A 12,797-nucleotide genomic window follows, 5' to 3' on the forward strand; every position below is an offset into this window, starting at 1 on the left:
TTCTGAGGACTACTGTTGAGCCGTCACACGCCCCTCAACAAGGAGGACATCATGGGATTCATCGCTTGGATCGTGCTCGGCCTCATCGCCGGTGCCATCGCCCAGGCCATCCGCCCGGGCGCACCGGGAGGCTTCCTGGGCACGCTGCTCACCGGAATCGTGGGCGCCCTGCTCGGCGGCTGGATCGCCTCGGCCGTGTTCGGGATCAACGTCAACGAGCAGTTCTTCGACATCGGGACCTGGGTCGCCGCCATCGGAGGCGGTGTCCTCTTCTCGTTCCTGTGGAGCCTGATCCTCGGCGGACGTAAGGCCTGAGGCCTCGCCGCGCGACGAAGGCCCCCGCTGACCCTCGAGAGGGACTCCGGCGGGGGCCTCGGTCGCTGACCACCACGGATCCGCCCTAATAGGATTCTAGAAAGATCATATGTGATCGAAATACGTTCACATCGATAATGTGAAAGACAGTCGAGAAGGAGCTTGAGGATGCCTGAGCGTTACGACGTCATCGTGACGTCCGACGTCGAGATCGACACCTCCACCGAGAGCGAGCTGAACAAGGACGACCCCGTCGAGCGTGAGACGATCACCGGCTTCGACGGAGACCACGGCGAGAACGGCTACGCGTACGTCGTCTCGGTCATGGCCCCGGACGGAGCCGGCGTGGGCCCCGCGAAGGTCCGCCTGGAGAGCGCAGGCTTCGAGGTGCAGGAGACGAATGATCCGGAGCGACCGCTGCATGTCACCGGCGTAGGACAGAAGTAGGACCTGCCTCCAGAGGCAGGGAGCCGCCCCCATCACCACCAGGTGATGGGGGCGGTGGTGCGTCGAGGTGCGGTCGGGGCCAACAAATCGGCCTCTCACGCCGACAACAGACCCCCGCCGACCTGTTATCCCAGGTCAGGCGGGGGTTCAGGGGCGGAGGGCAAGGGATTCGAACCCTTGGTACGGGGTTGCCGCACACCGGTTTTCAAGACCGGCTCCTTCGGCCGCTCGGACAGCCCTCCAGCGAAGCTCCGTCCGGAGGATCCCCACCGGTTGCGAAACTCTAGGGGACGACTATACGTGAGCCGCCGCCGAAGGATCGACTCTGAGTCAGAGGGGCTCCGGCTAGGCTGGGCCCACGCCCACCCAGGACGGAGGACCATGCGAGCTGTCGAGTACGAAGGCTCCGGCGGAGTCGAGGTCATCACGGTCTCGGAGGTGCAGGACCCCGCTCCCGCCGCCGGTCAGGTGCTGATCGAGGTCGCCGCGGCCGGGCTCAACCGAGCCGATGTGATGCAGCGCCTCGGTGTGTACCCGCCGCCCGCCGGCGTCACCGAAGTCCCCGGTCTCGAGGTCTCCGGTCGAGTCGTCGACGTCGGCCCGGACAGCCCGCGGGAGGCCCGTGAGCTGATCGGCGCCGACGTCGTCGCACTGCTGGCCGGCGGAGGCTGTGCGGAGAAGGTGGTCGTCGACCACCGCCACGTGCTGCCCGTCCCGGACGGCGTGGACGTCGTCGAGGCCGCCGGGCTGATCGAGGTGGCCGTCACCGTGCACTCGAACCTCATCGGGGAGGCCGGCGTCCGTGCCGGTGACACCGTCCTCGTGCACGGTGGGGCCGGCGGCATCGGCAGCTTCGCCCTGCAGATGCTCGCGTCCCTCGGTGCCCGCGTCATCACCACCGTCGGCGGCCCGGAGAAGTTCGATGCCGCCGGGGAGCTGGGGGCCGACCACGTGATCGATCACCGCGCCGAGGACTTCGCCGCCCGGGTCGAGGAGATCACCGGGGGCCGCGGCGTGGACGTGATCCTCGACGTCGTCGGTGCGAAGTACCTCCACGACAATCTCCGTTCGCTGTCCCAGGACGGTCGCCTGGTGGTCATCGGGCTCCAGGGCGGACGCCGTGCTGAGGCCGATCTCGGGCGCATGCTGACCAAGCGGCTGAGGATCATCGCCACCACGCTGCGCAGCCGCGACGCCGAGACCAAGGCCCGCTTCGTCTCGGCGGTGCATGAGGACATCTGGCCGCTCATCGCCGCCGGGCGGATCCGAGTACCGATCGATGCGACCTTCCCCCTGGCGGAGGCCGCCGAGGCCTACGCCCACTTCGACGCGGGAACCCACATCGGCAAGGTGCTGATCACCCCATGATCGGAAGGCTCTTCCGCTCCCGCACCCGCCGACTGGACAAGGAGCTCGGCCAGGGGCTGTGGCGACGCGCCCACGATCGCTACGTGCGGGGGCTCGACCGGTACCACCAGGTGCTGGAGGGCATCGCCGACGACGCCGTCCACAACGACCTCGTGCTTCTCGGAGACCGGCTCGCCGAGCAGCTCGAGACCGTGCGCGAGCTCTGCGGCGAGGCTCACCGCGCCCATCCGGGGGAGGGGATGCTGATCCCCGGCGACGCCGCCGACCTGCACGCGGGGCTCTCGCAGGCTGCGAACCACCTGGCCACGACGGCCGAGGCGGTGGCCATGGTCCGACTCGGCGCGGCCGAGCGGACCGCAGTCCACCGCCGGTCCGAGCGGGTCTTCGAGACCCTGGCGTCCGCCGAGGCCGCCAGGGTCGGACGCTGAGCAGAGGCTGAGCAGAGGCCGACGGGGCCGGGGCTCAGACCGTGCGCTGCGGTGCCGTCGCGCCTTCGCCGACCGGCAGCCCGGCCAGACGACGAGCGTGGTCGACCAACGACACCCGGTGGAGCGAGTCCACGGCTTCGAAGTCGTGCCAGGCCACGTCGTCGGTGGACCCCTCGGACTCCACGCGCAGCATCCCGGAGACGACCCGCGCACGATAGATGATCTGGAGGATCTGCAGGTCCCTGCCCATGTCCTCGGCACGCAGCCGCCGGTCGCCTGAGACGACGAAGCTGCGCACTCCGAGGGTGGAGGTCAGCTCGACGTCGTACCCCGTCTCCTCGAGCACCTCACGCAGCGCTGCCTCATCAGGCGGCTCACCGGGCTCCAGGCCGCCGCCCGGTAGGGTCCACCCGATGCCGACCTCGTCGTCGAGATGGGGCAGCAGCAGCTTGCCGCCTTCGGTGATCACCGCATAGGCGCCGACTCGCAGGTCCATGCAGGCACAGTACCAGCGCCCCCGATCCTGCGGCCCCTGAGTTCGGCGGCTCGGCCGCACGGAGGAGCCGACGAGTCACCCGATCGGACGATGCGGCCATCGACAGGTCACCCTAGGGTGAAGGGTATGGCTGATCTCCTACAGTGGTTCGTCGACCTGCCCGTCCTCCTCCAGGCCCTCGGCGGTGTGATCATCGGATTCATCCCGTTCCTTGAGAGCTACATCGCCGGCTTCATGGGAGCCCTGCTCGGCTTCCCGTGGGCGCTGGCCCTGCTCGCCGGCGTCGTCGGCAACGTCCTCGCACTGATCGTCGCCGTGCCGCTGGGTGCGCGCGTCGCGTCACGCCGCGGCGGACGCGAACTGACCCACCGTCAGCAGAAGGTCCTGGACCGCACCAACCGCTTCGGGATCCCGGTGGCCTCCCTGCTGGCGCCGACCCTGATGGCCATCTCCCTGACGGCCTTCATCATGGTCGCCGCCGGACTGGACCGGGGCCGCACGTTCTGGTGGAACGTAGCGGCGGCCGTGGTCTGGGGAGCGGCCGCCACGGGCTTCGGGGTCTGGGCCCATGAGGTCTTCCTCGACTGAACCCTCCGCGGTGATCCGCGGAAGCCGATCCGGCGACTGCGCTACCCTCGATGAGCGGGGACTCTCGCCGGACGACGACGTCATGGAGGTTTCAGGCATGGACATCGCACAGCGCAGCTTTCTGATCACCGGAGGCTCATCCGGACTCGGGGCCGCGACGGCTCGGAAGCTCCTCTCCCGGGGGGCGCACGTCGTCGTCGCTGACCTGCGCGGGCCGGCGCCTGAGGGCGCCGAGCTGGTCGAGACCGACGTCACCGACCCGGATCAGGTCGGTGCGGCCGTCGCCCGGGCGCAGCAGCTGGCGCCGCTCTCCGGAGTGATCAGCTGCGCCGGCGTGGCCACTCCGAACAAGGTGCTCGGACGATCCGGACCGCACGATGTGGACGCCTTCCGCACCGTGGTGGACATCAACCTGATCGGCGCCTTCAACGTGATCCGGCTGGCCGCCGAGGCCATGGCCGAGAACCCCGCGGGCGAGGACGGTGAACGAGGGGTCATCGTGAACACCGCCTCCGTGGCGGCGTTCGACGGTCAGATCGGTCAGGCCGCCTATTCCGCCTCCAAGGGAGCCGTGGCGTCGATGACCCTGCCGATCGCGCGTGAACTGGCGCGGCACGGGATCCGCGTGGTCACCGTGGCCCCGGGGATCTTCCGGACCCCGATGATGGCCGGCCTGCCGCAGGAGGCGCAGGACTCGCTCGGGGCTCAGGTGCCCTTCCCGTCTCGGCTCGGTGAGCCGGAGGAGTACGCCGACCTGGTGGACCACATCATCGCCAACCGCATGCTCAACGGAGAGACCATCCGCCTCGACGGAGCCATCCGCATGGCGCCCAAGTGATCGCGTCTGCCGACGGCGCCCCTTATGCCCGGAAGATGCCGACCGTAGACTGAGCGCCATGGTCGGAACGGGGATCACCAGAACCATCAGGGCGCTGCGACTGCGACCGGGCGCGCGGCGCGGCGGCAAGGATCTCCTGGAGCTGCCGATCCGCTCGGGCCCGGTCAACGTCCTGCGTCAGGCCGCACTGCGCACCGCGAATCTGGGTCTGACGGCCGCCTACGGCGTCTACCGGGCGGATCCGGCCCTGTGGCGGTTCACCGCCCGGCACTATCACCCGGGCCTCGAACGGTTCGCCCGACTCAACGCCTGGATGATCTGTCAGCACGCATCCCTCGACGTCCCCGCCTACCAGGACCATCTGGCACGCCACGGATTCGAGTTCCGGTGGTGGGACCTGCAGGCGTATGCGCCGACGTCGAAGGACGACTACGTCAAGGTGTACCCGGAGGAGCAGCGATGCTGGGACGGGCGGATCGAGATGCCCGGCACGGTCGTGGACGAGTCCTCCGGCTCCTCGGGCACGCCGTCGAACTGGATGCGCTCGAAGCTCGAGCTCGACACCGTCCACAAGAACGTGGCCGGCTACGTCTCGATGCTCTTCGGCACGGAGGACCTGTTCTGCATCAACGCGTTCTCCATGGGCGCCTGGGCCACGGGGACCAATACCGGCCAGGCCCTGGCGAAGATCGCGATGGTGAAGAACACCGGACCGGACCTGGAGACGATCCTGAACACGCTGCGGCACTTCGGCCCGCGGCACACCTACCTCATCACCGCCTACCCGCCGTTCCTCAAGCACCTGGTGGACCGGCTCGAGGCCGCCGGGGACGAGTTCCGTGAGTTCCGGCTCAACGGCTTCGTCGGAGGTGAGGCGATGACCGAGGGTCTGCGGGACTACGTCGAGCGCCGATTCGACCGGGTCTACTCCGGCTACGGCGCCTCCGACCTGACCATCGGCATGGGAGGCGAGACGGACCTGACGGTCACGCTGCGCAAGGCCTTGGAACGTGACACGGCCTTCCGGGAGAGGCTGCTCGGTCGGGACGAACACCGCACGCCGATGATCTTCCAGTACAACCCCTTGGAGACCTACCTCGAGGTCGACGAGTCGGGGGACCTCATCGCGACCATCAACTCGGCCTCCGTCATGAGCCCGCGTCTGCGGTACAACATCGGTGACGAGGCCCGCATCGTCTCGTTCCCGGAGATGGTCTCGCTGGCCGAGGACTTCCCCGCCCTCACCGGACGGCTGAAGGAGGCCTACCGTCGGCAGCGGATGAAGCTGCCCTTCCTCCTGCTGTTCGGACGCAGCGACTCGACGATCTCCTACATGGGGGCGAACATCTACCCCCTCGACGTGCAGAACGGGATCTACCGCGACGTCGGGACCGCACGCCTGATCAGCTCCTTCCAGATCGAACTGACACCGGTCGCAGACCAGGAGCACGAGCACCGCCCCACTCTGCACATCCAGCTGCGGGACCCGTCGGTGTTCCCCGAGGCCGCCCTCGACGAGGCCGCCCGCGGACGCACGGCACGGGCGGTGGCCGACGGCGTAGTCGCCCATCTGGCCGAGGTCTCCCGGGACTTCGCCCAGTCCCTGAAGGAGGATCCGAGCACCGCCGAGGTCGCGGTGGTCGTGCACGACCACGGCGAGGGGCCGTTCGCCGAGGGCGCGTCGAAGATCAAGGACGTCTACCTGCGCACCACTGTGGGCGCGGATGAGTCGATGGAGGGCGGCGCGGTCGGACGCCCGGCCGATGCTGATCCGGGCCAGGGGTCATGACATGCGTACCCGTGACTTCTCGGCCTGCGAACCCCCACAGGCGCACGTCGGGTCCATGTTCCTCGGTCAGAACGAGTACCGCACACCTCAGGCGATGGCCGGTCAGCTGCTGCGCTGGCCACCGCTGGCCCGCCGTCTGAAGTCCTCCCAGGGGTACCTCTGGCACCGCAGCTACCTCCGATTCCCGCGGGGCATCGGGCTCATCGTCTGCTTCGACTCCCGGGAGTCCCTCATGGAGTTCGCCAAGACGCCGGAGCACCACGCCATCATGCACTGGTTGGTCGGCACCGACGCGGACTCGGAGTCGCACTCGGCCGACGCCTCCCGCGCGCCGGCGAAGGCGGGCTTCATCCGCATCCTTGAGGCCGACCCTGTGGGGTACGCCAACGGCGCGTGGCGTGCCGACAGGCCGGACCTGCAGATGATCCGCCGATGGGAGGCTCAGCGGGCTGAGGACATTCCCCCGGGAACGCTTCCGGCGGCGCTGCGCCGCACGGTGACCGGCGTCGGGGCGCTCCGACGGACGGTGCGCTCGATGCTGCCCGGCCCCCTGGGACGGTGAGCCCCGATGGCCGGGCGGCTGCGGGTCCTGGAGGTCCCCCAGGACTGCGACGTCGAGACGTTCCTGCGGGCCGACCCCGCAGCGCGGAGGCCGTCGGCGGCCCACCGGCGGACTCCGGTGCTGCGCGACGACGTCTCCGCCTGGCTGGGCGGAGACCATCCCGGCGTCGACCGGCTGCACGCCTGCGTCCTCGTCGATGCCGAGGGTGAGGTCCGGGGTCGGTTCGTCGTCCACACCTCGTCGCAGCTGCAGGCCCGGCTCCGGGCGGCGGACGAGGCGGATGCGGGTCAGACGTCGGAGCCCGATGCCGCAGACCTCAGACCCACCCTGTTCTTCGGACTGCTCGACGACCTCGATGAGACCGAGTGCCGCACCGTCCTCGCAGACGTCGAGGAGCGTGCCCGCCGCCTCGGTGCGGGTGAGATCTTCGGACCGGTGCTCCTGCTCCCGAACCAGGTCGGGGCGGCCGTGGTCGAGGGGCACCGGGAGCCGGGCTTCTTCGACGCGTTCTGGAACGGTGCCGCACTGCCGGCGGTGCTGACCGCCCGCGGATTCGAGCAGTGGTATCCGGGCAGCACCTGGGAGGTGCCGGTGGCCGCGGTGCCGCCGGACCGCCGACGGCCACCCAGCGCCGCCGAGTACGCGGCCGCGGGAGTGAGGCGTCGTCGGGTCACGCGTGCCGGTCTGCGGGGCCGACGCGGCGTCGTCGAAGCCCTGCGCCGAGGCCTCAACGCCTCGTTCTCCCAGCTGCCCTACTACACGTCCATCACGCGGGCGCAGATGCGCCGACAGACCGCCGGCCTGGAGCTGCTGACCGACCCGTCGCTCGTCGTCCTGCTGGAGGACCCGAAGGATCCCCAGGATCCCGACGGCCACTTCGATGTGCGCGGCTCCGGTGTTCCGGCGAGCTTCGCCCTGGTGGTGCCCGACCCCGTCGGTGTGTTCCGCCGGACGCACGGGCGGCTCGGTCCGCGGGACCTGCCGGACCTGTTCCGGTGGAGGTTCGGTCGCAGCTCTGCGAGCACGCCGCGGGACGCAGTGCTCATCGTGCAGGGCACGCGCCCCGACATGCAGGGCCGCGGGCTGCTGTCCCTGGTGTCCAGGGAGGTCTTCGCCGCACTGCACCTCGGCGGGTACGGAACCATGCGGGTGACGTTCATCGGGGAGGACAACCCGGCCTCGGCCGCGGTCTTCGCCCGGGCGGGCGGTCGTCGGCTGCATCGCACGGCGTTCTTCCGCCGACGAGCGGATCCCGTCTCCGCCGAGTCAGGGGACGGGGCATCAGCGAGCACGAAGCAGGCCTCCCGGTGGGTGGAGATCGCCGGACGTGCGCCGAGCGCCCACAACACGCAGCCGTGGGTGCCGCACCCGGTGACCGATGAGGTCGGTGCGGTCACCGGGATCCGGCTCGCCGCAGATCCGGAGCGGACCCTGCCGGCGGCGGATCCGACCCATCGGGACCTGTATCTGTCCCTCGGCGCGTGGACCGAGTCCCTCGACATCGCCGCCTCCGCCGAGGGTCGGGGCATCGAGGTCCGATCGGTCACCGGCGGGGGAGCCGAGGTATCCGTGGACCTCGGAATCATCCGTCGCACGCGCCCGTGCGCACACACCGTCGACGACGTGCTCACCCGCCGGGTCCACCGAGGACGCTTGGCGGACCCGGGCCGGGAGGCGTCCGGCGTGCTGGCCGACTGCGCAGACCTGCGGGAGATCGAAGAACCCTCGGCCCGCTCCCTGGAGAGCACCGCCGCCCGACACCTGACCGGGTCGCCCGCCCTGATCGAGGAACTCGTCGACTGGCTGCGACTGGACCGGGGCCACCCCGATCACCACCGGGACGGACTCAGCGCCGAATGTCTGCTCCTGCCGCGCGGCGTCGGAGTCCTCGGACGAGGACTGCGGGCGTCCCGAGGTACCCGGCTTCCCGGGGGCGCGGCTCGGATCCTCGCCGCTGTGACGCCCCGGGCCTCGGAGGCCGCGCTGCGGCGCAGCGCACGCAGATTCCGTGACGCCGGGGGAGGGGAGGGCCGGGGCGTCGCCGTCGTGCTGTCGGCGGAGTCGCTCGAACCGGAGGCTCTGATCAGAGCCGGGCGCCGTCTGCAGCACATCTGGCTGAGCCTGCATCGGGCAGGAGCCTCCGTCAGGCCGCTGAGCGAGGTGATCGACTGTCCCGTCACAGAGGCCGCTCTGCGGGAGATGGTGTCGTCGGCCTCAGGCGGGAGCCCGACGGCGTCGCATCCGGTGGCCTACTTCCGTGTGGGTCATCCCGACGACGTCCCGATCCGGTCCGCCCGACTCACTCCCCGCTGAGCCGAACCTCTCACGACCCGACCCTGGGAGGTCACCCTCGGCCGAGTCCGCATGCCCCGAGCCCCACACCGTCGAGGGAGCAGTCCTGGTGGCCCGCCCCGGCGTGTCGGGGCGACTCTTGCTCCCTCGACGAGGGGGATGGGCAGAGGAAGACCCCCATCCAGAAGTCCCTGGACGGGGGTCTCATCGGAGCCGCCTGCCGGAATCGAACCGGCGACCTATTCATTACGAGTACGTGGAAGGCTGCCCGCTGACATGCGGTTCTATGAGAATCCCCAGGTCAGGGCGGTTTACTAGGTTGGTGGAGGACGGCTAAAGATGGGTTGATCCGACTCTCGTGCATATTTTGTGCATAGTGTCGGCGTGACCCGGTGCCCGCGTGGGGCTCAACTGGATGATTTTCATCCAGTTGCGTCTGCAACTGGGCCCTAGGGGCCCAGATGGATCACCCCGAATCGTCCCTGTGCCTCAGGTGGGCTCAACTGTCCGAAACGCGGGCAGTTGCATCTGCAACTGGGGGATTTTCCCCCAGTTGATGATGTAGTCACCCTAGCTATAACGGCACACTAGTACGTGTAGACCTCTATCGGAGCCCCTTGGTCGTGGCCTTCGGGTCGGAATGCCTGCGGGAAGTGGGCGACGTCCCCGTGCTGCACGGCAGCTTCTACCCGTTCCTTGCGGACCAGCGTCTTAGGCTCTCCGTTGCCGGGCTCGTAGGCCGGATTCGGCACCCGTACCGAGCGGCGGTCGCCTCCGTGCCTCACGTCCAGCTCGCGGCCCAGCACCTCCGGGGCCAGGCGGCGGACTTCGGCGTACCAGTCTGCGGAGCGGTGATCCGTCCGCTTCCCCGTATGGGCTAGGTGAAGGTGCATCATCTCGTGGACGACGACGTCATCGACGGCCCTGCGGCCTCTCTCGAACAGAGTGGAGGCGATGCTGATGCGAGGCGTCCGCAGCAGCTCGGCGTCGAGGCGCGTAAGCCCGATGCAGCGGCCATAGGCGGTCAGTCCGATCACCATCGGCACGCTTTCAGGGATGCCGGGAAAGAGGTGCCGATGCCGTTGGTAGGCGTCGTGGACGTAGTCGCCGGCCTCTCCCCACAGTAGGGCGGCTGCCTCTCTATATGTAGTCTCCATAGTTAGTAATACTACACTACTGGGAGGGGGCCCGGCGCGTAACGCTTCCCCGCAGGTCAGCTATGACACCACCGCCCCTGCCGCAGAGAGAGGCGCCGGCTAATGCCACGGGGGTGCCACCCAAGGGCCCGGGGAGGGCCATCTGGGCCGGTTTGGTAGACCGGCCTATTTCTGGGCTGTGTGAGAATGTGCCAATGCCCGAGGGGTGCCACGCTGGGCTGGGGGGAGGGGCATTTGAATGTCGTTACTGGAAATCCCCATCAGCGAAAAATGCTGTGAATAGAGATCGCAATGCCAGAGGGTGCGACGGCGATTGATACGTGGAGGGGCATTCGAGCGACTCCCGGGCCGCGGGACCAGCGGGGCGTCAGCTCACAGACACACGGAGCCCCGGCCGGCGCGAATGTCCGACCGGGGCGTGCGTGGGAGTGTGTGTCAGGCCGTCACGTTGACCTTCGCCAGCTTCTCCGGGTGGATGAATCCGAATCCGACGCGGGCGGTGGCCTTCACTGCGACCCGGTCCGAGCTGAAGAACACGTCACGGGACGACTCGACTGTGACGGTGTCACGCACAACGGTGGCGATGGCGCTGCTGTCGATGACCCACAGCGTGCCCTCGGTGGCGTGCTCGGAGGCGATGACGGGCAGGCCGAGCACGGTGGTGACGTCCTCGATCAGCGCCCTGTTGGAGCCCTCGGAGTCCTTGAGCTGGGCGACACGCATCACGTCTCGCGGGTGTGCGAGGATCGCGGTCGGAGTACCGCCGTTGACGGCGACCTCAGTGCGGGCGTGCAGCAGCGGGTCCAGGTTGTCCAGGGTGCCGCCGTCGACCTCGTGCACGTCGCTGAGTCCGGCCAGGCCTGCCGGCCCCGGCGCTTCGGCGTTGCCGAAGAAGGCCTCGTCGGTGCGCCAAATGATCGCGTTGGCCAGGGAATGTCCGACCGTCTCGATAGCGGACGGTGCGCTGTCCTCGGCCAGCTCGCGGCTGATCGGAATCAACCCGGCGACCTTCGAGGGCACGATGGTGACCTCATCGATGTCGACGCCGCTGGGCAGGATCTCCTCGCCCTCGGCGGTCCACTTGGCTGCGGCTCCGGCGCGGACGACGGGGACGCGGTAGGTGGTGGACCCGGTCGTGAATACCTGGGCGACCTCGGCCCGGGCGGCGATGCTGGTGTCGAGCAGCGGCTGCAGGACCAGGGATGAGCGGTCGTCGGTGGCAAGTGCCTGGACGTTGGTGGTCAGCATGGTAGACATGTTTTGCCCCTTTCAGAAGGCATGGGCGTTGAGAACCGTTACGGTGCTCGGACCGGGAGGCGCGGCCTCTACCGGGTGCCCTGCCTGGGGCGGTGAGCTGGTGGTGAGCCCGCCCCGTGCGACGCCGGGACGAACGGGGCGGACTGACACCGAGTGTCGCTCTCGTTGAAGACGACACTTAGATTATACCCCAGCCCCGTATCTAGTGCGGGTCGCGGATGACGTCTTTCCAGCCTGTCGAGGGGGTCCGCTCGGGCCCGGTGCCGGCCCACTGAGGAACGCCGCCAGGCCGTCGAATCCCGAAGCGCTCGGCGGTCTCCCGCGCTGCCGCGTCGACGGCCTCGGGGTCATAGGTGCCCTCGTCGGTGAAGAACCCCGCCGGGTCGTGTCCCGCCGCTCGCAGCGCCGCCAGGCCGAGGCCATGCCGGGCGACCTGATCGCCGAGGACGACCTCGCTCAATGAGTTGAGTTTGGTAACGGCCGCGTCGCGCTCGGCCTCAACTTCCCGGAGCTTGAGCCGGTGACGCTTCGCCTCCCGCCGCAGCTTCGAGACGTCGCCAGTCTCGTCGTCCCCGGTGTCGTCCTGAGCCTCGGCGTCGGCGGCGTCGTCGGGGTGTTCAGCTTCCGGTGTCGGCGGCTGCGGTTCGTCGGGCGTAGTCCCATCCGTATTCGTCTCCGATGAGGACGTCGCGGGTGTGGAGTCCTCCGGAGTGACGGAATCGGATTCGATAGTCGAGTCCTTCTGGGGGTCGCTCATAGTCGTGCTCCTCAATGATCGTTCGTTCGGTGTCGGTGGCCGGTCGGATGCCGGCATAGGTGCGGTGGTCGCGTTCGATGGTGCTGGTCTCGGCGGCGTACCGGCCGCAGTGAGTGCGGTGCTGGTGCAGCAGGTCGCGCAGCCACTGACCTCCGCATTCTCCGCACGGCGGCGGGGCGGGGATGGAGTCATTCATCGGTGGCGTCCTCCGTGTGGTTGGCTCGTAGGCTCTGGGCCGCGATGATGCGGTCCAGGATTTCGTCGGTTGTCTTGTTGTCGCCGAGTCCGACCGATGCGAGCCGCAGCAGGCCGTGGACTGCGGCGGCGAATGAAGGGGCGTAGGTGATCGTTCGGAAGGCTGCGTCGACGTCTCCACGATGGAGGTGTCTCACGGCGGCGGCCGCGTTGCGCAGCCCTTCGGCGGCGTCGGCGTCGGTCAGTTGGTAGCGGCTCATGATGCCCCCTCGGCCTGGTACTTCTGACGCCACTTGCGGGCCTCCGAG

The 12,797-nt window shown here is 68.9% G+C and carries 14 protein-coding genes and 1 tRNA gene; 9 read left to right on the plus strand and 6 right to left on the minus strand.

Going from position 1 to position 12,797, the window contains the following annotated elements; genetic code table 11:
• The first annotated feature begins 51 nt into the window (after positions 1-51).
• Both N7E59_RS07680 and N7E59_RS07685 read left to right on the plus strand, forming a co-directional pair.
• A complete protein-coding gene (locus N7E59_RS07680) occupies positions 52-315 on the plus strand; it encodes a GlsB/YeaQ/YmgE family stress response membrane protein (protein ID WP_261624343.1) in 264 nt (87 codons plus the stop codon).
• A 168-nt stretch (positions 316-483) separates the two neighbouring features.
• The gene (locus N7E59_RS07685; protein WP_261624344.1) at positions 484-762 is read left to right on the plus strand and encodes a hypothetical protein; all 279 of its coding nucleotides are present in this window, start codon (positions 484-486) and stop codon (positions 760-762) included.
• 154 nt (positions 763-916) lie between these two features.
• Here N7E59_RS07685 and N7E59_RS07690 read toward each other — a convergent pair.
• Positions 917-1,004 (minus strand) — tRNA-Ser (locus N7E59_RS07690).
• 139 nt (positions 1,005-1,143) lie between these two features.
• Between N7E59_RS07690 and N7E59_RS07695 the strand changes: the two genes are divergently transcribed.
• Positions 1,144-2,130: an NAD(P)H-quinone oxidoreductase gene (locus N7E59_RS07695; protein WP_261624345.1), complete on the plus strand. Its 987-nt coding sequence runs from the start codon at positions 1,144-1,146 to the stop codon at positions 2,128-2,130.
• A complete protein-coding gene (locus N7E59_RS07700; protein ID WP_261624346.1) occupies positions 2,127-2,558 on the plus strand; it encodes a hypothetical protein in 432 nt (143 codons plus the stop codon). Before N7E59_RS07695 ends, N7E59_RS07700 begins: the two co-directional genes overlap by 4 nt.
• A gap of 34 nt (positions 2,559-2,592) precedes the next feature.
• On the opposite strand, the gene N7E59_RS07705 is transcribed toward N7E59_RS07700, so the two are convergent.
• Positions 2,593-3,054, minus strand: coding sequence for an NUDIX hydrolase (locus N7E59_RS07705; protein WP_261624347.1), 462 nt, complete (start codon positions 3,052-3,054; stop codon positions 2,593-2,595).
• A 126-nt stretch (positions 3,055-3,180) separates the two neighbouring features.
• Between N7E59_RS07705 and N7E59_RS07710 the strand changes: the two genes are divergently transcribed.
• From N7E59_RS07710 to N7E59_RS07730, 5 genes are all read left to right on the plus strand, one after another.
• Positions 3,181-3,642, plus strand: coding sequence for a hypothetical protein (locus N7E59_RS07710; protein WP_261624348.1), 462 nt, complete (start codon positions 3,181-3,183; stop codon positions 3,640-3,642).
• 97 nt (positions 3,643-3,739) lie between these two features.
• A complete protein-coding gene (locus N7E59_RS07715) occupies positions 3,740-4,480 on the plus strand; it encodes an SDR family NAD(P)-dependent oxidoreductase (RefSeq protein ID WP_261624349.1) in 741 nt (246 codons plus the stop codon).
• A gap of 58 nt (positions 4,481-4,538) precedes the next feature.
• Positions 4,539-6,269, plus strand: coding sequence for a phenylacetate--CoA ligase family protein (locus tag N7E59_RS07720; RefSeq protein WP_261624350.1), 1,731 nt, complete (start codon positions 4,539-4,541; stop codon positions 6,267-6,269).
• Position 6,270: 1 nt separating this feature from the next.
• Positions 6,271-6,831 carry a hypothetical protein gene (locus tag N7E59_RS07725; protein WP_261624351.1) on the plus strand — a complete coding sequence of 187 codons (561 nt, stop codon included), beginning with the start codon at positions 6,271-6,273 and terminating at the stop codon, positions 6,829-6,831.
• A 6-nt stretch (positions 6,832-6,837) separates the two neighbouring features.
• The gene (locus N7E59_RS07730; protein WP_261624352.1) at positions 6,838-9,144 is read left to right on the plus strand and encodes a hypothetical protein; all 2,307 of its coding nucleotides are present in this window, start codon (positions 6,838-6,840) and stop codon (positions 9,142-9,144) included.
• Between the two features lie 566 nt (positions 9,145-9,710).
• Here the strand turns inward: N7E59_RS07730 and N7E59_RS07735 are convergent.
• The 4 genes from N7E59_RS07735 to N7E59_RS07750 form a co-directional block, all read right to left on the minus strand.
• Positions 9,711-10,280, minus strand: a complete 570-nt coding sequence (locus N7E59_RS07735; protein ID WP_261624353.1) for a SprT-like domain-containing protein — start codon at positions 10,278-10,280, stop codon at positions 9,711-9,713.
• A gap of 435 nt (positions 10,281-10,715) precedes the next feature.
• The gene (locus N7E59_RS07740) at positions 10,716-11,537 is read right to left on the minus strand and encodes a phage major capsid protein (protein ID WP_261624354.1); all 822 of its coding nucleotides are present in this window, start codon (positions 11,535-11,537) and stop codon (positions 10,716-10,718) included.
• Between the two features lie 202 nt (positions 11,538-11,739).
• A complete protein-coding gene (locus N7E59_RS07745) occupies positions 11,740-12,294 on the minus strand; it encodes a hypothetical protein (RefSeq protein ID WP_261624355.1) in 555 nt (184 codons plus the stop codon).
• A gap of 188 nt (positions 12,295-12,482) precedes the next feature.
• Positions 12,483-12,749, minus strand: a complete 267-nt coding sequence (locus N7E59_RS07750) for a hypothetical protein (RefSeq protein ID WP_261624356.1) — start codon at positions 12,747-12,749, stop codon at positions 12,483-12,485.
• Between the last annotated feature and the right edge of the window lie 48 nt (positions 12,750-12,797).

The organism is Nesterenkonia marinintestina, assembly GCF_025420485.1.
Classification (GTDB): Bacteria; Actinomycetota; Actinomycetes; order Actinomycetales; family Micrococcaceae; genus Nesterenkonia; species Nesterenkonia marinintestina.